We start from the raw sequence: 21,199 nt of genomic DNA, 5'->3' as shown, positions 1-21,199 counted from the left end.
GCTGCCGTTAGCCTTGGGCGCTATTCGTAATCCCCGCCCATGTTCTGGTTGCGCGGCGGCGCCGCCGCCGTCAGCCGCAGCGCCTCGGCCGAGGCCGCCAGGCTGCCGACGGCATCCACCTCGTCCTCGTCGTCGATCTGCACGCGCTGCAGCCCGGCCACGATCGATTCGCTGAGGTGGTCGGGCCGCACCGTCTGCTCCGCGATCTCGCGCAGCGCCACGACCGGATTCTTGTCACGGTCGCGGTCGATGGTCAGCTCCGCGCCGCCGGAAATCTGCCGCGCGCGCTGGGCGGCCGACAGCACCAGATCGAACCGGTTGGGAATCTTGTCGACGCAATCCTCGACAGTGACGCGCGCCATGCCCGTGTCCTTGCAAACAACGATAATCGGAAAGGACCGCAGCTAGGCCGGTGTCCACGCGAAGTCAAGGAAACGCGCTTGCCGCATCCGCCCCCCTGCCCCATCACACGGGCCATGGCCGAGCCTCCGCCGCAGCCCAGCTTCACCGTCGACGGCAACCGACTGACCATGCTCGACACCGGCAAGCGCCGGATCGAGGCGCTGATCGCGCTGATCGACGGCGCCGTGCGGTCGGTCCGGTTGCTCTATTACATCTACGCCGACGACGCGGCGGGCCAGCGCGTCAACGCCGCGCTGATCGGTGCGGCGCAGCGCGGCGTTGCCGTGTCGCTGATCGTGGACGGCTTCGGCGCGTCGCTCCGCGCCGATCGCAGTTTCTTCAAGACGCTGGAGGAGGGTGGCGTCCATCTCTGCCTGTTCTCGCCGCGCTGGGGCCGCCGGTATCTCCTGCGCAATCACCAGAAGCTGGCGCTGGCCGACGGCGAGACCGATGCCGCGAAGATCATCGTCGGCGGCTTCAATATCGAGGATGACTATCTCGGTCACGCGGCCAAGCCGGAGCTGATCTGGCGTGACCTGGGGCTGCTGGTCGAGGGATCGGCGGCGGCGCGCCTCACCGGCTATTTCGATGCACTGCAGGGCTGGGTGCGGACGCCCAACGCCAAGCTGCGGCACCTCAATCGCGCCGTGACCGGCTGGAGCGAAGCGGCGGGGCCGGTGCGCTGGCTGATCGGCGGGCCGACGCGGCGGCTGTCGCCCTGGGCGCAATGCCTGCGCGCCGACATGCGCGCCGCGCGCCGGATCGACATTATCGCCGGCTATTTCGCGCCGAGCCCCACCATCCTGCGCCGGCTCGACCGGGCGGGCCGCCGCCGCGCCGACGTGCGCATCGTCACCGCCGCGCTCTCCGATCATCAGAATGCGGTGGCGGCGGCGCGCTTCACCTATCACGACCTGCTGCGCAAGGGCGTGCGCATTTTCGAATACCGGCCCTCCAAGCTGCACACCAAGCTGTTCCTGGTCGACCGGTCCGTCCATATCGGCTCGGCCAATTTCGACATGCGCAGCCTGTTCATCAACCTGGAGCTGATGCTCCGGGTGGAGGACGAGGCGTTCGCCGGTCATGTGCGGGACTATGTCGACGGCGAGGTGGCGAAGTCGGAGCAGATCACGCGCGCGCTCTACAAGCAGCGCACCGGCTGGGGCCAGCGCATGCGCCAGTTCATCGCCTATGTGCTGCTGGCGGTCGTCGATCCGCGGGTGAGCCGGGGGTTGAACCTCGAGTAGCGCAGGCGCGGCCGCGACCGCGCTCGGTCGACGCCACGCCGGCGGCGCGCTTAACCTGGCCGCCTGCTCCCGTCAGTCCTTGTAACCCCAATATAGCTGCGCGGGCGGCACGTTCCACCATTCCATGGCGTGGTCGATGCGAGCAAAATGCGGGTCCAGGAAATCCTTCACCTTGGGCGAGAACTGATACACGAGGAACGCTCCGCCCGGCCGCAGCACGTCGCGCGTCGCCGCCGCGATCGCCGGCCCAACGCCGGGCGGCAGGGTGGAAAAGGGCAGGCCCGACAGGACATAGTCGGCGGCCTCGTGCCCATGATCGGCAACGATCTGCCTGACGTCGGCGGCCGAGCCGTTGACTGCCGCGAAGCGCGAATCGGGAATCGTGCCGCGGAGATAGCGGATGAAATCCGGATTGGTGTCGATCGCAATCAGCTTAGCGTCCGGCGTCATCCGGTCCAGGATCGGGCGGCAGAACGTGCCGACGCCCGGGCCGTATTCGACGAACAGCTTGCACGCCGCCCAGTCCACCGGCCCGAGCATCTTGCGGATCAGCCGGTCGGACGAGGGGATGATCGAGCCGACCATCACCGGGTGCTTGATGAAACCCTGGAAGAACATGCCGATCGGCGAGGGCACGCCGGCGGGGCGGGAGCGGGCACGCCGGGCGGCGGTGGTCGAGCTGGGCATGGCGGCTCCGTAACGGTGTGGGCGCGGGTGGCCGTCGCAATTCCGGCGACGGTAATCAAGCCGCTTAAACCTTTTCGCGGCCGCCGGGTTGCGCCGCGCCGCCGCACGTCTATCCGCAGCGCCATGGCAGAAGACCGCACGGGCCAGGTCGCCGTCATCTTCACCTCGCGGCGCAACGGCCGCGATCCTGCCGGCTATGACGCCGCGTCGGCCGCGATGAACAGCCTCGCCGCCGACCAGCCCGGCTTTCGCGGCGTCGAGGCAACGCGCGGCAATGACGGCTTCGGCATCACCGTCAGCTACTGGGCGGACGCAGCGGCGGCGCTCGCCTGGCGCGACCATCCCGACCACCGCGCCACCCGCGATGCCGGGCGCGCTCGGTGGTATGAAAGCTACACGGTCACCGTCGCGCGCGTCGAACGCGGCTATCGCTGGGCGGCGACGTCAGCACCCTAGCTGTCCCTGCGTTCGCTTTCGCTGCTCGCGTCCTCGGCCTCCGGCTGCACGCCGGCGAGGATGTTGCCGGCGCCGGACGAGTCACCGCCGCCCTGGGCTTTCCCGGCGCTGTTTTCGGTGTCGGTCTTGGGATCGTTGCCGTTGCCAGATTGATCGGTCACGATGATTCTCCAGCCCGCCGAACTGCGAACGGATGACCAACGTTGCCGGCGACCGAACGGGTCCGACCGCTGCGCCCGATGCCACCGAAGACGTCGGCTGGTGTTCCCAACGCCGGAGCGGACCGACCCGCCGTCATTTCGAGCTAATCCGCCCTGCCGCCCCGCGGCGTCAGCTGGCCCGGGCTGATGAAGCCCAGCGGCTGGATGGCGTGCGCATCCTGCTTCAGGCGGGAAGCCATCAGCTGATAGTCGCGTTCGGTCTCCTCGGTAACGCTCGCGCGCGCCTCCCCCAGCGCGGTGTCGAACGCGGCCATGTCCACGGTGCGCGCATCCGAAGCGCGGCGGAGCGCGACCAGCCCGGCGCGGCGCACCACGTCCGCCAAGTCCGCGCCGGTGAACCGCTCCGTGCGGCGCGCGACCGCATCGAGATCGACGTCGCCCGCCAGCGGCATCTTCGCCGTCTGGATGCCCAGGATGCGCCGCCGCCCAGTCGCGTCAGGCACGCCGACATAGATCAGCTCGTCGAACCGCCCCGGCCGCAGCAGCGCGGGATCGACCAGATTGGGGCGGTTGGTCGCGCCGATCACCACCACCGACTGCAGCTCCTCCAGCCCGTCCATCTCGGCCAGGATGGTGTTGACCACGCGCTCGGTCACCTGCGGCTCGCCCATCCCGCCGCCTCGCGCCGGGACGAGGCTGTCCAGCTCGTCGATGAAGATCACCGTCGGCGCCACCTGGCGCGCGCGCTGGAACAGCCGGGCGATCTGCTGCTCGCTTTCGCCATACCATTTGGAGAGCAGGTCGCTCGATTTGGTGGCGATGAAGTTCGCCTCCGCCTCGCGCGCGACCGCCTTGGCGAGCAGCGTCTTGCCGGTGCCGGGCGGGCCGTAGAGCAGGAAGCCCTTGGCCGGGCGGATGCCCAGCCGGCGGAAGGCGTCGGGGTCCTTGAGCGGCAGCTCGACGCCCTCCTTCAGCCGGGCCTGGGCGTCGTCGAGCCCACCGACATCCTCCCAGCGCACCCGCGGCGCTTCCACCATCACCTCGCGCATGGCGGAGGGCTGGACGCGCTTGAGCGCTTCCAGAAAGTCCTCGCGCGTGACCGACAGCGTGTCGAGCACCTCGGCCGGGACAGTGCGCTCCTCCAGGTTGAGCCGCGGCATGATGCGCCGGACTGCCTCGATCGCCGCCTCGCGCGCCAGCGCCGCCAGGTCGGCACCGACGAAACCGTAGGTGGTGTGCGCCAGCTCGTTCAGGTCCACCTTGTCGCCCAGCGGCATGCCGCGGGTGTGGATGCCCAGGATCTCGCGCCGTCCGCGCTCGTCGGGCACGCCGACGACGATCTCGCGGTCGAACCGGCCCGGCCGGCGCAGCGCCTCGTCGATCGCCTCGGGCCGGTTGGTGGCGGCGATCACCACCAGATTGGCGCGCGATTCCAGCCCGTCCATGAGCGTCAGCAGCTGCGCGACCAGCCGCTTCTCCGCCTCGCCCGTCACCTGGCCACGCTTGGGCGCGATCGAATCGATCTCGTCGATGAAGACGATCGAGGGAGCGTTCTTCGCCGCTTCCTCGAATACCTGGCGCAGCCGCCCTTCCGATTCGCCATAAGCCGAGCCCATGATCTCGGGGCCGTTGATCAGAAAAAACTGCGCGTCCGATTCGTTCGCCACCGCGCGCGCCAGCCGCGTCTTGCCGGTGCCGGGCGGGCCGTAGAGCAGCAGTCCCTTGGGCGGGTCGACGCCCAGCCGCTGGAACAGCTCGGGATAGCGCAGCGGCAGCTCCACCATCTCGCGCAGCTGGTCGATCGTCGCCGCCATTCCGCCGATATCGTCATAGGTCACGTCGGCGCGACGCGCGGCCTCGGGCTCCTCATATTCGGGGCGCAGCTCGATCTCGGTATTCTCGTCGATATGGACGATGCCCTTGGGCGCCGCCGCCACGACCAGCAGCCTGATCTCCTGCAACGCATAGGCCGGCGCGTTCATGAACTGCTGCACGCCCGGCGGCATGTTGGCGACGCGCTGGTGCCCGGCGGTCGCGACGATATTGCCCTGGCAGAGCGGGCGGTCATAGAAGGTGCGGCGCAGCGCGTTGGTGGAGCCCTGCAGCCGCAGGTTCTGCTGGGCCGGCGCGAATACGACGCGGGTCGCGGGCTTCGATTCGGCTTTCCTGATCTCGACGAAATCGCCCGAACCGACACCCGCATTGGCGCGCTGGAGGCCGTCGATGCGCAGCAGGTCCAGCGCTTCGTCCTCGGGATAAGGCAGCACCGCGCGCGCCGGGGTGGTCTGCTTGCCGTCGATGGCGATCACGTCGCCTTCGGTCAGCGCCAGCGCGGCCAGCACGGCGCGGGGCACGTGCGCGAGCCCGCGCCCCGAATCCTCCGGGCGGCTGTTCGCCACCTGGATGCGGCGCGTCTGCGGGTTTTCGGCGTCGGCCATGGGCCCTCCTGACAAGAGGTCCCAAGCGCGGGAGCGACGGCGGCGGTTCCTGGCGCGCAAAAAAAGGGCCGGCGCCCGAAGGAGCCGACCCCATGAAAGTTTTTAGGAGAGGATGCCTGAAAGGCAGGGCTTGTGTGCACTGCGGCATGATCTGTTGCAAATGCGAAATGAGTCCCCACGATTGCAAAAGCTGCATCCGGCTGACACCGTGACATGGGAGGAGGAGGATCATGCGCAGACTGCCGCCCCTGGGGGCGATCGAGGCGTTCGTACAGGTCGCCCGGTTGGGTTCGGTGAAGGCCGCGGCCGACGAACTGTCGCTGAGCGCGCCGGCGCTCAGCCGCCGCGTCCAGGCGCTGGAGCGGTTCATCGGCAAGCCGCTGTTCGAACGCCGCCACCAGGCGATGGCGCTGAACGGCGACGGCGAGCGGCTGCTCGGGCTGCTCGCGCCGGTGATGGACCAGCTGTCGGACGCGGTGGAGGCGATGACCAGCGGCGCCGAGCTGCTGCGCCTGCGGCTGGGCGTGCTGCCCCTCTACGCCTCGCAGCGGCTGTTCCCTTACCTGGGCGACCTGCGGCGCAAACATCCCGAGCTGCACCTGGACATCGACACCGCCGGCCATGGCGTCGCGCGGCTGGGCGACAGCCTGGACGTGGCGATCACGCTGGCGCGCGACGTCGATCCGACGCTCCATGCCGAGCGGCTGGATCGCAACAGCGTCTACGTGATCGGCGCCACGGCGCTGGCGGAGGGACCCAATCCGCTCACCCGGCCGGAGCAGCTGAGCCGCGTCACCGCGCTGGTCCACCGCGAGATGGCCGAGGCGTTCGATGCGTGGCGCATCGCGGCGGGGGTGCGCGACGTCGAGCCGCTGGCGATCGACTATTTCGATTCGGGCCCGCTCATGCTGGAGGCGGCGGCACAGGGACTGGGCGTCGCCTTCATGCACGAAAGCCACTTCGTCGACGCCGCCGATCCGCGGCTGGCGCGGCTCTTCGATATCGAGGTGGAGAGTCCCTACAGCTATTGGTTCGTCTGCCGGCCACGCGCGTTGCAGCAGAAGCCGGTGCGGCTGTTCCGCGAATGGCTGGTCGAGACGCTGGGGACGGAGAACTGACCCGGCCGCCGCCGGGCCAGCGCCGCTGGCCCGGTGCGGTGCGGCTTCAGCTCGCGCGCATCGTCACGATCTTGCCCGGCTGACGTGGCGGCTCACCCTTGGGCAGTGCGTCCACCAGCTCCATGCCCGACGTCACCTCGCCCCACACCGTGTACTGCTTGTCAAGGAAACGCGCGTCGTCGAAGCAGATGAAGAACTGCGCGTTGGCCGAATTGGGGTTGGACGTCCGCGCCATCGAGCAGACGCCGCGCACATGCGGCTCGGCCGAGAACTCCGCGGGCAGATCGGGCTTGTCCGACCCGCCCGAGCCGGTGCCGGTCGGATCGCCGCCCTGGGCCATGAAACCGGCGATGACGCGGTGGAACACCACGCCGTCGTAGAAGCCGTCATTCGCCAACTCGGCGATACGCTGGACATGCTGGGGCGCCAGATCGGGTCGCAGCCGGATCGTCACATCGCCGCCATCCAGCGTCATGGTGAGAGTGGAAAAGTCGGCCATGCGGGTGCGCTCCTGAAGGGGGGTCGCGCGGCCCTAGTCATGCCGCGCCCGGCTGGCAAACGCCGGCGGGGCGGAGTAGGGCCCGCGGGCGCGCAACGAGGGAGGCCGTGATGAGCGAGACCGAGCTTCCCGACGACACTACGCTGGCCGGCGACGAGCTGGACGAGGACGATCGGCTGAAGCCCGGCTTCGTCCGCGCGGTGCTCGATGCGGTCGAGGCCGGCGACGCCGCGGGCGCGCGCGCGCTGGTCGCGCCGCTCCACCCTGCCGACATCGCCGACCTGTTCGAGCTGACCCCCGCCGACGAACGCGATGCGTTGGCGGCCGCCCTGTCCGACCTGCTCGACGCCGACGTGTTCGCGGAGATGAACGATTATGTCCGCGAGGACCTGATCGACGAGCTCTCCGCCACCCAGGTCGCCGACATCGCGTCGGAGCTCGATACCGACGATGCGGTCGCGATCATCGAGGACATGGAGCCGGAGGACCAGCGCGAGGTGCTGCGCGCGCTCGATCCCGACGACCGAGCCGCGATCGAGAAGGCGCTCAGCTACCCCGAGGAATCCGCCGGCCGGCTGATGCAGCGCGAGCTGATCGCCGTGCCCGAGCATTGGACCGTAGGCGACACGATCGATTATCTGCGGGGGCATGACGAGTTGACCGCCGACTTCTGGGAGGTGTTCGTCGTCGACGGGCGGCACATGCCGGTCGGCACTTGCGCGCTCTCCTGGATCCTGCGCACCCCGCGCGACGTCGCCGTCGCCGACGTGATGAAGCGCGATCAGACGCTGATCCCGGTCGACATGGATCAGGAAGAGGTCGCGCTCCGCTTCCAGAAATACGCACTGATCTCGGCCGCGGTGGTCGATCGGAGCGGCCGGCTGGTCGGCATGATCACCGTCGACGACATGGTCCACATCATCCAGCAGGAAGCCGGCGAGGACGTGCTGCGCCTGTCGGGTGCAGGCGAAGGCGACATCAACGAACCGATCGCGCTCACCGTCCGGTCGCGCGTGGCCTGGCTGGTCGTGAACCTCGGCGCCACCATCATGTCGGCGTCGGTGGTGGGCCTGTTCCAGGGCGAGATCGCCCGCTTCGCGCTGCTGGCCGTGCTGATGCCGATCGTGTCGGCACTCGGTGGCAATGCCGGCACGCAGACGCTGGCCGTCGTCGTGCGCGCGCTGGCCACCAATCAGCTGACCAGCTCCAATACCGTATGGATGCTCCTGCGCGAGTTCCGGATCGCGGTGTGCAACGGCACCGCCTTGGGGCTGGTGGGCGCGCTCGGGAGCTTCGCGATCTTCCGCAACGTCGAGCTGTCCGGGGTGTTCGCGCTCGCGATGATCATCAACAGCCTGGTGGCGGGCCTGGTCGGCGTGCTGGTGCCCGTCGCGCTCGACAAGGCGCGGATCGATCCGGCCATATCGTCGGCGGTGTTCGTCACGACCATGACGGACGTCATGGGCTTCTTCTCGTTCCTGGGGCTGGCGACCTTGTGGGGGCTGGGCCGCTGACCCAGATCGGGGTGGATGCTCCACCTCACCAAGGTCGCGTTCGGCGCCACCAGCGTCGATCATCTCGCCGAGCGCCTGCGCGCGCGGGCGGAGGAGGGGCCGCTGTTCCTGACCACCCGCTACCTGCCCAAGCGGCATGAGGAAGTGGCGGGCCGCGGCTCGCTCTACTGGATCATCAAGCACCATCTGGTCGGCCGCTCGGCGATCGAGCGCTTCGGCGAGGCCGAGGGCGGGCGTGTCGCCATTCATCTTCACCCCGCGCTGGTGCTGGTGGAAGCGCGGCCGCGGCGGGCGCACCAGGGGTGGCGCTATCTGGAGGCGGCGGACGCGCCCGCGGACGTGCGCGGCGACCGCACCGGCGTGACGGCGATGCCGCCGGCGCTGATGGGTCGGCTGGCGGCGCTGGCGCTGATTTAGCATGCACCGCGGCCGGCGTGCATTCCGCCCGACCGACGGCGCGGCTTTGCCGCGGCGCGCCTATCTGGCCGGGGCTGCCGTCCCGCAGCTCACCGGCCCGCCGGCGACCGACTGCACCGTGCATCTGGGGCTGCCCGCGATCGTGACGCGGCCGAGGCCGACATTGGTGATGGTGGCCGTATAGCGCGCGCGCCCGGTCGCCTCGCCCGGGCCGTCGAGCCGCACCGACAGCTCGGCCGCGTCGAGCCCGTCGGCCTTGATGCTGCCCGCGCCATTGCCGACCAGCCGCACCCGCGCGGCGCGCCCGGCGACGGTGATCCGGCCGGCGCCGATCGAGGTCGCGACGAGCTCCGTCGCCTCCGCGCCGGCGACCGCGATCTCGCCGGTGCCGGCAACCAACAGATCGATCCGATCGCCCTTCATCCCCGCGACCGTCACCGCGCCCGCGCCGACGACGCTGACCGCTGTCAGCGCGGGCGTCGACAGGGTGACGGCGACCGGCTGGCCGGCATTGGCGGGCGCACCGGTGTTGCGGGCAAGCGGGCGGCGCACCGTGACCGTGTCACCGTTCTGCCGCACCTCCACCGCATCGGGCGCATCGCTGTCCTCCGCCACGGTGCCACCGGGCGAGCCGCCGCCCCCGACCGTCACCCGCACGCCGCCTTCGACGCGCAGCCGCGTGAAGGACCACAGGAACAGCCGCCGCTCCGCCGCCGGGGCGGGCGCCGAGACCGTCAGGACGAGCAGGACAAGCAGCGGGCGATGCATGAGGCGAGCTTCGCATCGCCCCCCGACGCTGGCAAGGCGACGCTCAGCCGCCGCAGCGGATCGAGCCCGACCCCATCTTGCTGGTCTGGCACTTGGCGTTCGACCCGAGATCGACGTCGCCCGATCCCATGATCGAGACCTTGGCCGGACCGTTCACGTCGGCGCGGACGCTGCCCGAGCCGGCGACCGACACATCGGCCGTGCTCGCCTTCAGCCCGCCCGCATCGACGTCGCCCGAGCCGGCGATGTTGACCGACAGCGACCTGGCGGTCCCGGCGAGCTTCAGGCTGCCCGAGCCGGCAAGATCGAAGCGCGCCTCGTCCACGGTGAGCCTGCCGACGTTGAGGTTGCCCGAGCCGGCCCCCTCGCCCTTGAAGCTCCGGCCCTGCACCTGATCCACGGTGATGTCGCCCGAGCCGGCGATCGCGGTCGCGGTCAGTCGCGGCAGCGTGACGGAGATGCGAGCATGCCTTCCGCCCCAGTTCCAGCCCGAGCTGCGCTGGCGCCCGATGCGCAACGCGTTGCCGACCTTCTCGATCTTGAGGTGATCGAGCACCTCGGAGTCGCCGTCGGCCCGCACCGAGAAGCCCGGGCCGACGCGGACGTCGACATTGTCCGCGCCACGCAGGTCCACTTCGGTGAAGTCCACAACCGCATAGGTGCGGGTGTCGCCCGTGCCCTGCGCGGCGACGCCCGGCTGACCGTCGTCGTCGCCCCCGACATGGACGCTGCACGCCGCCAGCGGCATCATGAGGGCGGCAAGAAGGAATTGAGCCACTGCGCGTCTCCTAAGCTGTGCTGTGTGCATAACACACCGGGCTGGCGGTGCAAACAGAAAGGGCGGCCCGGCGGGACCGCCCTTTGACCGGTAGCCGTAGAACCCGCTGCTTCGCACCCGCCGGGTGCGCGTCATGCGGCAGCGTCGCGGCCCGTAGGCGCGCTACGCCGGCACCTTGTCCTTGTTGTAGATCGCCGCCGCGGCGCGGAGGATCTCCAGGATCTTCTCCTGCGCCTTGGGCTCGTCGAGCTCCTCCATGGCGGCGAGCTCACGCGCAAGGCGGCTGCACGCGGCCTCGAAGATCTGCCGCTCCGAATAGCTCTGCTCGGGCTGATCCTCCGCGCGGAACAGGTCGCGCGTCACCTCGGCGATGGACACCAGGTCGCCCGAGTTGATCTTCGCCTCATATTCCTGCGCCCGGCGCGACCACATGGTGCGCTTGACCTTGGGCTTGCCCTTGAGCGTGTCCATCGCCTCGCGCATCGTCTTGTCGCTCGACAGCTTGCGCATCCCGACCGACTCGGCCTTGTTGGTGGGAACGCGCAGCGTCATCCGCTCCTTCTCGAAGCGCAGGACGTACAGCTCCAGCGAGGCGCCGGCGATCTCCTGCTTCTGCAGCTCGATCACGCGGCCGACGCCGTGCTTGGGATAGACGACGTAATCGCCGACGTCGAAGATGAGCGCCTTGGCGGCCATGGGCGACCTTTCCTCTCAGCGCGCCCGGATCACGGCCACCTCCGGCGTCAAGCCGCGGCCGCTTCAGGGTGCAATGTGGACACGAACGGGCGGGATCGCCCTTCCCGATCCGTGTAACATGCTTGAAAGAAAATTACCAGCCATGGGTCAGTGCGGCTGACCGGCCGCCGTCAATCCCCGGTCCCGCCTTCGGGCGAGAAATACTTGTCGTACTTGCCGGTTTCGCCCTTGTGCTCGTCGGCGTCCGCCGGTGTCTGGTCGGCCTTGCGCGTGACGTTGGGCCATTGCGAGGAGAAGGTGGAGTTTAGCTCCAGCCATTGCTCCAGCCCGCTCTCGGTGTCGGGCAGGATCGCCTCCGCCGGGCATTCCGGTTCGCACACGCCGCAGTCGATGCATTCGGAAGGGTTGATGACGAGCATCGTCTCACCCTCGTAGAAACAGTCCACGGGACAGACTTCGACACAGTCCATGTATTTGCAGCGGATACAGGCGTCGGTGACGACGTAAGTCATGGCGGCTCCCTCGCTGCGTCAACGCGGCGCTGCTAGGCCGCGTTCCGGCGGGCCGTCAATCGCCAGCGCCTTGTTGCGAGACGTTATCAGCGCCGAGCTCCTGGTAGCAGGCCTGGGCCTCGGGGGACGGGCCGCGGCGGGTGGGGAGCGATGCGACCCTCACATTGCGCACGCGGTTGTTGGCGTAAAAGACGAGGATGTTGCCGGGGCGGACGGCGACATGCGCGCGATCGACGCGACGGCCGTCGATCCGGAGCATGCCGGTGGCGGCGATCGCCTGGGCCGCGCTGCGCGTCTTGACCAGCCGCGCCCACCACAGGAAGCGGTCCAGGCGCATGGCGGGCCGACGATCACCCACCTCGTCAGCCATGGCCCGCCCAGCGCGCCAGCGCGGCAAAGGCGTTGTCGGCCGGCGGCGGCGCGGCGGGGCGGGCGGGCGGGCGGCCGCGCCACGTCCAGGCGCTGTCCTGCCCTTCCGGAGGGTCCGCCGGACGGAAGCCGAGCTCCGCCATCAGCCGGGCGACCGTACCGGGCTGGAGGCCCATCGAGGTCGCCAGCGCGGCGTCGGGGACGAACGGCCGACGGCCGGCACGGGCATCGTGCGCGGCGCGGGCAAGCCGCTCGACGAGATCGAGCCGCACCGCCTGCGCGCCGAGCGGGCGGAAGCCGGCCGCCAGCACCGCGCCGGGGCTCCCGCGCGGCAGCACGGTCGCGGCGGGCGGGGGCGCGGGGGGCGCCGCGCCGCGCAACGCGAGCAGCAGCCGCCGCCATTCGCCCGCGGCGGGACGGAGCAGCGCGGCCGCGAACAGATCGAGCGCGCCGATCGTCACGCCAGCCGCGCGCAGCCGCTTGCGCTCGGGCGGAGCGAGCGCGTCGAGCGCCTCGCGCAGCGGCTGCCGCGGCGTCATGCCGCCAGCCGCCTCTACCCCGCCGGCGATGGCGCGCAGCGCGGAGGTAGCGTCACGATCGCGGGCGAGGTCGGCGAGACGGGCGAGCGCGGGCACCTGCGCGACGAGGCGGGCAGCCAGCCAGCGCTCCAGCCGCGCCTGCACCGCGACCCGCGCCGCCTTGTCCAGCGTGCCGAGCGCGGGATCGAGCTTCACGAGCGGCCGGGCGAGGGACGGGCCGGCGATAAGCTGGGCGACGGGGTGGCCCTGCCAGACAAGATCGGCACCTTCTCTTTCCACACCTCCCCGGCGAAAGCCGGGGCCCAGCTGCGCGAGTTTGGGTGACGGCGGACTGGCCGCCGTTTCCGCAATGTTCGCGCCGGGCCCCCGGCCTTCGCCGGGGAAGCGCGTGACCAGCGACAGCGCCTCATCCTCCGCCTCGGCCAGCGCCTTGGCGCGGCGGGCACGCTCCCCGCCCAGCCGCTTCTCCGCTGCTGCCAGCAGCAGGCGCTTGTCCGCCGCGCGCGCGTCCGCCGCGACCGTGAAGCGGAAGCCGTCGAGGCGGCCGATCGGGTGATCCTCGACCAACACCTCCCCCTCCGGCCCGATCACCACCGGCAGCGCCGACGCGTCGGCGCCGATCTGGCGGATCAGCGCGGTGGTGCGCTTGTCGACGAACCGCTGGGTGAGGCCGGCGTGCAGCGCGTCCGACAGTCGCTCCTCGATCGCGCGCGTGCGCTCGGCCCAATGCGCGGGCTCGGCGAGCCAATCAGGGCGCTGGGCGATGTAGGCATAGGTGCGGATGCCCGCGAGCCGGCCGGCCAGCGTCTCGACATCGCCGCCGAGTTGATCGAGCCGCGCGATCTCGTCCGCGAACCACTGGTGCGGCACATGGCCGTTCGCCTCGCCGAGCCAGCCGAACAGCCGTCCGACGACGCGTGCGTGCGGATCGACCCCCAGCTTGCGGAAATCGGGCAGCTGGCACGCCGCCCACAGCCGCGCGACCGCGGCGGGCGTGCGCGCCCGGTCGCGCAACGCCGCATCCTCGGCCAGCCGCTTGAGCACGGCGAGATCGACCGCCTGCGGGGCGGCGCGCAGCACTCGATGCTCCGGCCGGCGCTCCAGTGCGGCGATCAGCGCGTCCAGCCCCGACGTGTCGGGCGCGCCGTCGCGCCAGTAGAGCGTATCGAGGCGCGGAAAGCGGTGCTCCTCGATCGCCAGCACCTCCTCGGGCAGGAAGGCGCCCGGCCCCTCCTCGGTGATCGCGCCGAAGGTGCCGTCGCGCTGGTGGCGGCCGGCGCGGCCGGCGATCTGCGCCATCTCGGCGACGGTCAGCCGCCGCTGGCGATGCCCGTCGAACTTGTGGAGCGAGGCGAAGGCGACATGACTCACGTCCATGTTCAGCCCCATGCCGATCGCATCGGTGGCGACGAGATAATCCACCTCCCCCGCCTGGAACATCGCCACCTGCGCGTTGCGCGTGCGTGGGGACAGCGCCCCCATCACCACCGCGGCGCCGCCGCGCAGCCGCCTGAGCATCTCCGCGACGGCATACACCTCCTCGGCGCTGAACGCGACGATCGCCGAGCGGCGCGGCAGGCGGCTGATCTTCCTGGCGCCGGCATAGGTCAGGCTGGAGAAACGCGGGCGGCCGACGATCTCCGCGTCCGGCACGAGCGCCTGCACCATCGGGCGCAGCGCCTCCGAGCCCAGGATCATCGTCTCCTCGCGGCCGCGCGCGTACAGCAGCCGGTCGGTGAAGACGTGCCCGCGCTCCGCATCCGCGCCCAGCTGCGCCTCGTCGAGCGCGACGAACGCCGCGTCGCGCATCTGGTTGGCGCTCCCGCCCGGCCGGGCTTCGCGCAGCGGCATCGATTCGGCGGTGCAGAGGAACCAGCGCGCGCCCGGCGGCACGATCTTCTCCTCGCCGGTGACGAGCGCGACCTCCTTGGGCCCCTTCAGCCTGACGACCCGGTCATAGACCTCGCGCGCCAGGAGCCGCAGCGGAAAGCCGATGATGCCGCTGGCGTGCGCGCACATGCGCTCGATCGCCAGGTGCGTCTTGCCCGTGTTGGTGGGCCCGAGCACCGCGGTGACGCGTGGGGTCATGCGCGCAACATCGGGGCTGCAGCGCACGGACGCAACCATCGTCGTGCCGCGTCGCCCGCTCGGTTCGGCGCAGGCGGCGGCGCGGTTGAATTGACCTTAACCCTTTGCGGGCACACGCCCCGCGCCGGGCCGGGGGATCGGCGGACCAGCCGAGGACGGCGTCGAGTGTTTCTGCGCAACGAAACGGGATTGGAGCTGGCCGGGGGAACGGTCGCGCGCCCGTTCGGTCGCGGTCTCCTGGCCGCGCCGCCCGCGCCGACGCGCTGGGAGCGGTTGCGCGACGGGGCGGCCCGGCTCGACTGGACGCCGGACCTCGGCTGCGATCTCGGCTCGCGGACCTGGTGGCGGGGGCTGGCGACCTGCGCGCTGCTGTGCGCGGGCACCTGGACGCTGCGGCCGGACATCGGCCCGCTGCTCGGCGAGGCACCGGCGCCCCTGACCGGCGCGACGCTGGACGAGGCGCGCGCACAGGCGATCGCGCCGCTCGCCTGGGGCGGCGGCACCGGCCGGCGGATGGCCGCCAACGACCTGGTCCAGCCGCTCGCCGACACCCCCGAGCGCCCGCAGATCGAGCTGGCGGCGACATTGGGCGAGGGCGACCGCTTCGGCCATGTCCTGGAGCGCGCCGGCGTCGGCAAACCCGACGCGGACCGCGCCGCGGATCTGGTGCGCGAGGCGGTCGCGCTGGGCGACATCGCGCCGGGCACGCGCATCGCGCTGACGCTCGGCCGCCGCCCGAACAAGATGGTCGCGCGCCCGCTGGAGAAGCTTGACATGCGCGCGCGCTTCGATCTCGCCGTCTCGCTGACGCGCGCAGGGGCCGGCCTGAACGCGGGAATGGTGCTGACCCGCCATCCCATCGCGATCGACAACACCCCGCTGCGCATCCAGGGCCTGGTCGGCTCCAGCCTCTATCGCTCCGCGCGCGCGGCGGGCGTGCCGGGCAAGATCGTCGAAACCTATATCCGCGCGCTCGCCACCAAGCTGTCGATCGGCCGCGACGTGACGGCGGCCGACCGGTTCGACATGGTGATCGCCCGCGAGCGCGCCGCCACCGGCGAGACGCGGCTCGGCGACCTGCAGCTCGCCGCGATCGACCAGGGCCGCCGCACCCTCCAGCTGGTGCGCTGGGCGGGCGACGGCGGCGACGAATGGTGGGACGCGAACGGCCAGAACGAGCGCCGCGGCTTCATGGGCATGCCCGTCCAGGGGCACGTCACCTCCACCTTCGGCTGGCGGATGCACCCGATCCTGCACTTCGAGCGGCTGCACAAGGGGCTCGACATCGGCGCGCCCTGGGGATCGCCCATCTATGCGGTGCTCGACGGCGTCGTCCAGGCGGCGGGCCGCGCGGGCGGCTACGGCAACTTCCTCAAGCTCCAGCATGGCGGCGGGCTGGCCAGCGGCTATGGCCATATGAGCCGCTTCGCCGTGCGCGCCGGCGAGCATGTGCGTCAGGGCCAGGTGATCGGCTATGTGGGCTCGACCGGCCTCTCGACCGGCCCGCATCTGCATTGGGAGGTCTGGCGCAACGGCCAGGCGATCAACCCGCAGTCCATCTCCTTCACCTCGATCGCCCGGCTGTCCGGCGACGAGCTGCGGCGATTCAAGCACAAGGTGCAGGAACTGCTGGCGGTCAAGGCGGGCTGACCGGCGCCGAGCTGGATCGCTCTCCCGAGCTCCGCCGCCTCAGCGATAGAAGATGTGGTTGCCGATCGCCGCGACGCGGACGTTGCCGGCGCGGCCGGCGCGCGCGGCATGGAAGAACAGGGCGTTGGGCGCGGGCGCGCTCCACATGTCGGTGAGCGCGACCTTCGCGACGGCGATCGCCGTCCGATACGCGACGCGGCCCTCGTCGATCGCCGGGATGGCGCCACCGCGGACGAAGGAGAACTGGCCGCGCTGCTTCACGACACCGCACACGTCGGCGGGATAGCGGCCGGAGCGGGTGCGGTTGAGGATCACCTGGGCGACAGCGAGCTGGCCGGCGAGCGGCTCGCCCTTGGACTCGAAATAGACCGCGCCCGCCAGGCAGCGGAGGTGCTCGTCGTCCGCCGCGCCGTCCTGGGCGGCGACCGCATCCGCCAGACTGGCGAACCGGGCGCGGGGCTGAACCGTCGCGCCGGTGTCCACGAGGACGGCGGGCACGGGCTGCGCGATCGTGGGCAGGGCTGGCGTCCCCACGACGGCGGACAGCGCCGTCGGCGTCAGGTTCCGCTCGATCTCGTCGGCATAGGCAGAGCCCGCCCCCACGAAACCGACAAGCGACAGCGCGATCGCCGCCAGATGGGCGGCGCGACGAAGGAACGACATTCGGTAAACTATACTGTGCAGGTGGACCGCGGGCCGGACCGGCTCAAACGCGGTCCCCCGGACGTCCCCCCGACTGCGTCACCACGACCGATCGCACCCGTCGCAGCACAACGCTGATGGAGATGATCGTCCGGTCGGCCGCGGCAGACGGGGAGTCAATCGACGTCGAGCGATTCAGCGGCGAGCCGTTCCGAGTCCGCGCCGTCCAGTTCAATCACCCACAGATCGGGGTCGCGACTCCGCCGGCGGGCGATGTAGCTGTCCGGATCGTCGGCCGGAGTCGCGTCGATCAGCCCCGGTCGGCCATCCGGCCCGATGCCGCGCTCCAGCAGCCGGACGGGCCCGCCGCGCGCGCGGGCGACGACCAGCACCGCGCCCGCCTGCGGATCGCCCTTCGCCAGCACCACGCCGAAGCCGCCCGCGTCGTTGGTCCGGCGCAGCATCGCCGCCACCACCAGCTGGGTGGGCAGGCGCTCGTTCACCTGACAACGCTCACAGCCGGTAGCCGGGCAGGCCGGCGAGCGGAATGCGCGAGCGCATGAAGGTGCCGGTGCCGCGCGCCGCCTCCTCCCCCGCCGCGTCGACCAGCCGCGCGTCGGCGACGAACACGCGTCGCCGGCCGCTGATCCAGCGCCCCTCCGCCACCACCGGCCCCGCCGCGAGCGGGCGCGTCAGCAGCAGGTTGAACTGGGTGGTGAGCAGGAAACGATCGGTGACGAGGCTGTTGGCGGCATAGAAGGCGGCGTCGTCGAGCATCTTGAAATAAGCCGTGCCGTGCGCGGCGCCGGCGGCATGGAAGTGGCGTTCGTCGATCGTGAAACGGATGCGGGCAACGCCGGGCGCGGGGATCTCCAGCCGGCTCTCGAACAGCCGATTGACGGGCGCGGCGGCGTAGAGCGACTCGAGCGCGCGGAAATGGGCGGACTCGGCGTCGTTCATGCCGCATCCCGCGCGCGGTCTTCGGTGAACAGCGCGTAGAGCGCGTCGGGCGAGGCGGCGCCGCGCAGCTTGGCGAGGAACGCCTCGTCGCGCAGCCGGCGCGAGACGCGGGCCAGCGCCTTGAGGTGATCCGCGCCCGCCGCGACGGGCGAGAGCTGCGCCCACACCAGGTCCACCGGCAGCCCGTCCACCGCGTCGAACGCGATCGGCCGCGCGAGGCGGGCGAACACGCCGGTGACCTGCTCGACGCCCGCCAGCCTGGCGTGCGGAATGGCGACGCCGCCGCCGAAGCCGGTCGAGCCGAGCTTCTCGCGCGCGGTCAGCCCCGCGCCGATCGCCTTGGCGTCGCCACCGGTCTGGCGCGCGAGCGCGGCGGCGAGCTGCGTGAACAGCGTCTTCTTCGACGCGGGCGCCGGCTGGAACAGCACCGCATCGGGGCGCAGGAGATCGCTGAGGTCGGCCATGGGCGGCCGCGCTAGTAGCGGCGCCGGCGCGCGCGCGGAAGTCAGCCCGGCGACCGCTGCGGCTCGACCCAGCCGATGGTGCCGTCGCCGCGGCGATAGACCATGTTGTAGGCGCCGGTGCCCGAGTTGCGGAACAGGAGCGCGGCGGTGTTGCGCAGATCGAGCATCATCACCGCGTCCGATACGCTGGCGTCGGGCACGTCGACGCGGGTCTCGGCGACGATCGGCGGCGCGTCGCCGGCCTCGTCCTCCCCCGTCTGCTCCTGGAACAGCGTGTAACCGGCATTGTCGTAGCCGGTCGCCTCCGCGGCCGCGGCGGTCTCGCCGGCGTGGCGATCCTTGATCCGGCGCATGTAGCGGCGCAGCTGCTTCTCGATCTTGTCGGCGGTGCCGTCGAACGCGAGGCGCGGGTCGTGCGCGTCGTGGCGACCCTTCAGCACCAGGCCCTGCATGACATGCGCGACGATGTCGCAGGTGAAGCCCGCATCGTGCGGGCCCTTCCCGAAGGTGACCTGCGCGGAGATGGCGCGGGCGAAATACTTGTCGGCGATGCCTTGCATCCGGTCCTGGACATGGGTGGCGAGCGCGTCGCCGGTAGCGACCTGATGTCCTGAAACGCGAATGTCCATGTAACACACCTCGTCGATGATGGCGGGGAGAGAGCCCGCGGGGCGATCAGCCCGCCGCTTCCCAGAGCGGCGAACTGACGGTCTGGAGAAACGCGCGATGGCGCGCCATTTCTCCCTCCGACGCCGCGAAGACGCGCGGCGGCCGGATGCGCCGTGGCTCGGCCGCGACGGCCGGAGCGGCGCCCAGCTGGGCCTGCGCGACAAGGCCGAGGCCGATCTGGCGCCCGCCGCGCAGCTCGACATAGACTTGCGCGAGCAGCTGCGCGTCGAGCAATGCGCCGTGCAGCACGCGGTGCGAGCGGTCGATCCCGTAGCGCGTGCAGAGCGCGTCGAGCGAATGCTTGGCGCCGGGATGGCGCGTGCGCGCCAGGGCCAGCGTGTCGATCATGCGCGACAGGCAGACGGGATCGCGCCCGCAGCGCTGCAGCTCGCCGTTCAGGAAGGCGAAGTCGAACCCGGCATTGTGCGCGACCAGCGGCGCGTCGGCGATGAACTCGACGAGATCGTGGACGGCGGCCGCGAACACCGGGTGCTTGGCGAGGAAGGTGACGGACAGGCCGTGAACGCGCTCGGCCTCGGACGGCATGTCGCGCTCGGGATGATAATAAGCGTGAAAGGTGCGGCCGGTCTCGACGCGGTTGACGAGCTCGACGCAGCCGATCTCGACGAGCCGGTCGCCGCTGTGGAAACTCAGCCCCGTCGTCTCGGTGTCGAACACGATCTCGCGCACGGCGCCGCTATGAATCCCGGGCGCCGAGGAGGCAAGCCACCACCGCCGCGACGGCGGCGCGCGTCTGGCTGAGCGGGACATCGGTGGGAATGACGACATCGGCGCGGGCGCGCTTGTCGGCATCGGGCAGCTGGCGGGCGAGGATCGCGTCGAGCTTGGCCTCGCTCATGCCCGCCCGCCCGAGCACGCGCGCGCGCTGCACGGCGGCGGCGGCGGACACCACCGCGACCTTGTCGACCGCGCGATCCCCACCGGTCTCGAACAGCAGCGGCACGTCGAAGACGACGAGCGCGGCATCCGCGTGCTCGGCGAGAAAGGCGGCGCGCTCCTCGCCCACGGCGGGGTGGACGATCGCCTCCAATCGCCTGATCGCATCGGGATCGGCGAGCACCGCCTCCGACAACGCGGTGCGATCGACGCCCTGGGCGCCGGTGGTGCTGGGAAACGCCCGCTCGATCGCGGCGACGACGCGGCCGGCGGGCCCCTGCAGGCGGTGGACGGCGGCGTCGGCGTCGAACACGGGCACGCCCAGCTCGGCGAACATCGCGGCAACCGTGGACTTGCCCATGCCGATGGAGCCGGTAAGGCCGAGCGTGATCATCGCAGCAACAGCGCCCGCAGCTCCTCGTCGCGGTCGCGCGGCGGCGCCGTCCCGAAGAAAATCTCGAATGCCAGCGCTGCCTGGGCCACGAGCATCGCCAGCCCGTCCACCGTTTCCAGCCCGCGCGCTTCGGCGGCGGCGAGCAGCGGCGTCGCCAGCGGCGCGTAGACCAGGTCGTAGACCACCGCATCGTCCGGCATGGCGTCGAGAACGGGCGCAAAGGGCGGCTGCCCGGTCATGCCGAGCGACGAGGCGTTGACCAGCAGCGCCGCGGGCGGGAGCGGCGCGTCGAGCGGCAGCGCGCGGCCCTTCAGCCCGAAGCGCGCCAGGAGTCCCGCGGCTTTCAGCGGGGTGCGGTTGAGCAGCGTCACCGGGCCGACCTCAAGCCGTGCCAGCGCGAACAGCACCGCCCGCGCCGCGCCGCCCGCACCGACCACCGTCACCGCCTCGCCGGCCAGATCCAGCCCGGCGATCGGCGCGTAGAAACCGCCGGCATCGGTGTTGGTGCCGATCAGCGCGCCGTCCTCGGCCCGCACCACCGTATTGACCGCGCCGATGCCGCCGCGCAGCCCGCCGCGGTCCTCGACCAGGTCCAGCGCGGCGAGCTTGTGCGGCATGGTGACGTTGCAGCCGCGCCAGGCGGGATCGGCCCGCCGTTCGGCAAAGAAGGCGGCCAGGCCGTCGCTGGTGACGCGCGTGCGGCGATATTCGGCGTCGAGCCCAAGCGCCTCGAACCAGAAGCCGTGGATCAGCGGCGATTTGGACTGGACGATCGGGTCGCCGATCACCTCGGCATAGGGACGGCTCATCGGAAGTTGAGGCTAAGTTGAGGCC

The 21,199-nt window shown here is 71.1% G+C and carries 25 protein-coding genes; 6 read left to right on the top strand and 19 right to left on the bottom strand.

Translation table 11 applies throughout. The annotated features are described in order from the left end of the window. Positions 1 to 20 precede the first annotated feature (20 nt). Positions 21 to 362: a DNA-directed RNA polymerase subunit omega gene (rpoZ, locus tag ACFE64_RS04095; RefSeq protein ID WP_375391180.1), complete on the bottom strand. Its 342-nt coding sequence runs from the start codon at positions 360 to 362 to the stop codon at positions 21 to 23. Between the two features lie 114 nt (positions 363 to 476). Here rpoZ and ACFE64_RS04090 point away from each other — a divergent pair, with 114 nt between their 5' ends. Continuing rightward, positions 477 to 1,649, top strand: a complete 1,173-nt coding sequence (locus ACFE64_RS04090) for a phosphatidylserine/phosphatidylglycerophosphate/cardiolipin synthase family protein (RefSeq protein ID WP_375391179.1) — start codon at positions 477 to 479, stop codon at positions 1,647 to 1,649. Between the two features lie 72 nt (positions 1,650 to 1,721). On the opposite strand, the gene ACFE64_RS04085 is transcribed toward ACFE64_RS04090, so the two are convergent. Continuing rightward, positions 1,722 to 2,336, bottom strand: coding sequence for a class I SAM-dependent methyltransferase (locus ACFE64_RS04085; protein WP_375391178.1), 615 nt, complete (start codon positions 2,334 to 2,336; stop codon positions 1,722 to 1,724). 123 nt (positions 2,337 to 2,459) lie between these two features. Here ACFE64_RS04085 and ACFE64_RS04080 point away from each other — a divergent pair, with 123 nt between their 5' ends. Further along, complete coding sequence (locus ACFE64_RS04080; RefSeq protein ID WP_375391177.1) at positions 2,460 to 2,792, top strand: antibiotic biosynthesis monooxygenase family protein; 333 nt, start codon at positions 2,460 to 2,462, stop codon at positions 2,790 to 2,792. Here the strand turns inward: ACFE64_RS04080 and ACFE64_RS04075 are convergent. After that, positions 2,789 to 2,953, bottom strand: a complete 165-nt coding sequence (locus ACFE64_RS04075; protein WP_375391176.1) for a hypothetical protein — start codon at positions 2,951 to 2,953, stop codon at positions 2,789 to 2,791. The genes ACFE64_RS04080 and ACFE64_RS04075 overlap by 4 nt on opposite strands. Before the next feature lie 143 nt (positions 2,954 to 3,096). Beyond that, complete coding sequence (locus tag ACFE64_RS04070) at positions 3,097 to 5,391, bottom strand: CDC48 family AAA ATPase (protein WP_375391175.1); 2,295 nt, start codon at positions 5,389 to 5,391, stop codon at positions 3,097 to 3,099. Between the two features lie 230 nt (positions 5,392 to 5,621). Here ACFE64_RS04070 and ACFE64_RS04065 point away from each other — a divergent pair, with 230 nt between their 5' ends. Further along, on the top strand, positions 5,622 to 6,509 hold the full coding sequence (locus tag ACFE64_RS04065) for a LysR substrate-binding domain-containing protein (RefSeq protein ID WP_375391174.1): 888 nt from the start codon (positions 5,622 to 5,624) through the stop codon (positions 6,507 to 6,509). Between the two features lie 46 nt (positions 6,510 to 6,555). Here ACFE64_RS04065 and ACFE64_RS04060 read toward each other — a convergent pair whose 3' ends face one another. Next, complete coding sequence (locus ACFE64_RS04060; protein WP_375391173.1) at positions 6,556 to 7,008, bottom strand: peptidylprolyl isomerase; 453 nt, start codon at positions 7,006 to 7,008, stop codon at positions 6,556 to 6,558. A 110-nt stretch (positions 7,009 to 7,118) separates the two neighbouring features. On the opposite strand from ACFE64_RS04060, the gene mgtE reads away from it, so the two are divergent. Next, entirely contained in the window at positions 7,119 to 8,522 is a 1,404-nt protein-coding gene (gene mgtE / locus ACFE64_RS04055) for a magnesium transporter (protein WP_375391172.1), read from the top strand. Positions 8,523 to 8,537: 15 nt separating this feature from the next. Beyond that, complete coding sequence (locus tag ACFE64_RS04050; RefSeq protein ID WP_375391171.1) at positions 8,538 to 8,939, top strand: DUF1489 family protein; 402 nt, start codon at positions 8,538 to 8,540, stop codon at positions 8,937 to 8,939. 60 nt (positions 8,940 to 8,999) lie between these two features. Here the strand turns inward: ACFE64_RS04050 and ACFE64_RS04045 are convergent, their stop codons facing one another. The 6 genes from ACFE64_RS04045 to ACFE64_RS04020 form a co-directional block, all read right to left on the bottom strand. Next, positions 9,000 to 9,707, bottom strand: coding sequence for a GIN domain-containing protein (locus ACFE64_RS04045; protein ID WP_375391170.1), 708 nt, complete (start codon positions 9,705 to 9,707; stop codon positions 9,000 to 9,002). 43 nt (positions 9,708 to 9,750) lie between these two features. Then, the gene (locus ACFE64_RS04040) at positions 9,751 to 10,485 is read right to left on the bottom strand and encodes a head GIN domain-containing protein (RefSeq protein ID WP_375391169.1); all 735 of its coding nucleotides are present in this window, start codon (positions 10,483 to 10,485) and stop codon (positions 9,751 to 9,753) included. 162 nt (positions 10,486 to 10,647) lie between these two features. Then, positions 10,648 to 11,181, bottom strand: a complete 534-nt coding sequence (locus tag ACFE64_RS04035; protein WP_375391168.1) for a CarD family transcriptional regulator — start codon at positions 11,179 to 11,181, stop codon at positions 10,648 to 10,650. A 170-nt stretch (positions 11,182 to 11,351) separates the two neighbouring features. After that, complete coding sequence (gene fdxA / locus ACFE64_RS04030) at positions 11,352 to 11,693, bottom strand: ferredoxin FdxA (RefSeq protein ID WP_375391167.1); 342 nt, start codon at positions 11,691 to 11,693, stop codon at positions 11,352 to 11,354. A gap of 55 nt (positions 11,694 to 11,748) precedes the next feature. Further along, positions 11,749 to 12,030 (bottom strand): RNA-binding S4 domain-containing protein, encoded by a 282-nt coding sequence (locus ACFE64_RS04025; protein WP_375391166.1) that lies wholly within the window; start codon positions 12,028 to 12,030, stop codon positions 11,749 to 11,751. Positions 12,031 to 12,055: 25 nt separating this feature from the next. After that, entirely contained in the window at positions 12,056 to 14,689 is a 2,634-nt protein-coding gene (locus ACFE64_RS04020) for a helicase-related protein (protein WP_375391165.1), read from the bottom strand. A gap of 165 nt (positions 14,690 to 14,854) precedes the next feature. Between ACFE64_RS04020 and ACFE64_RS04015 the strand changes: the two genes are divergently transcribed. Continuing rightward, on the top strand, positions 14,855 to 16,339 hold the full coding sequence (locus ACFE64_RS04015; protein ID WP_375391164.1) for a M23 family metallopeptidase: 1,485 nt from the start codon (positions 14,855 to 14,857) through the stop codon (positions 16,337 to 16,339). Positions 16,340 to 16,378: 39 nt separating this feature from the next. On the opposite strand, the gene ACFE64_RS04010 is transcribed toward ACFE64_RS04015, so the two are convergent. From ACFE64_RS04010 to ACFE64_RS03975, 8 genes are all read right to left on the bottom strand, one after another. Further along, complete coding sequence (locus ACFE64_RS04010) at positions 16,379 to 17,002, bottom strand: cell wall hydrolase (RefSeq protein WP_375391163.1); 624 nt, start codon at positions 17,000 to 17,002, stop codon at positions 16,379 to 16,381. A 155-nt stretch (positions 17,003 to 17,157) separates the two neighbouring features. Then, positions 17,158 to 17,484: a DUF1491 family protein gene (locus ACFE64_RS04005; RefSeq protein ID WP_375391162.1), complete on the bottom strand. Its 327-nt coding sequence runs from the start codon at positions 17,482 to 17,484 to the stop codon at positions 17,158 to 17,160. A 10-nt stretch (positions 17,485 to 17,494) separates the two neighbouring features. Next, positions 17,495 to 17,941 (bottom strand): PaaI family thioesterase, encoded by a 447-nt coding sequence (locus ACFE64_RS04000; protein WP_375391161.1) that lies wholly within the window; start codon positions 17,939 to 17,941, stop codon positions 17,495 to 17,497. Then, positions 17,938 to 18,405, bottom strand: coding sequence for a PTS sugar transporter subunit IIA (locus ACFE64_RS03995; protein WP_375391160.1), 468 nt, complete (start codon positions 18,403 to 18,405; stop codon positions 17,938 to 17,940). The genes ACFE64_RS04000 and ACFE64_RS03995 overlap by 4 nt, the downstream gene beginning before the upstream one ends. Before the next feature lie 41 nt (positions 18,406 to 18,446). After that, a complete protein-coding gene (gene hpf / locus ACFE64_RS03990) occupies positions 18,447 to 19,034 on the bottom strand; it encodes a ribosome hibernation-promoting factor, HPF/YfiA family (protein ID WP_375391159.1) in 588 nt (195 codons plus the stop codon). Between the two features lie 46 nt (positions 19,035 to 19,080). Continuing rightward, positions 19,081 to 19,764, bottom strand: coding sequence for a DNA polymerase III subunit epsilon (dnaQ, locus tag ACFE64_RS03985; RefSeq protein WP_375391158.1), 684 nt, complete (start codon positions 19,762 to 19,764; stop codon positions 19,081 to 19,083). 7 nt (positions 19,765 to 19,771) lie between these two features. Beyond that, positions 19,772 to 20,365 carry a dephospho-CoA kinase gene (gene coaE / locus ACFE64_RS03980; RefSeq protein WP_375391157.1) on the bottom strand — a complete coding sequence of 198 codons (594 nt, stop codon included), beginning with the start codon at positions 20,363 to 20,365 and terminating at the stop codon, positions 19,772 to 19,774. Further along, complete coding sequence (locus tag ACFE64_RS03975; RefSeq protein ID WP_375391156.1) at positions 20,362 to 21,174, bottom strand: shikimate dehydrogenase family protein; 813 nt, start codon at positions 21,172 to 21,174, stop codon at positions 20,362 to 20,364. Before ACFE64_RS03975 ends, coaE begins: the two co-directional genes overlap by 4 nt. Positions 21,175 to 21,199: the final 25 nt, after the last annotated feature.

The sequence above is a fragment of the uncultured Sphingomonas sp. genome (assembly GCF_964250165.1).
Taxonomy (GTDB): Bacteria; Pseudomonadota; Alphaproteobacteria; order Sphingomonadales; family Sphingomonadaceae; genus Sphingomonas.
This window is presented reverse-complemented; position numbering and strand designations above follow the sequence as displayed.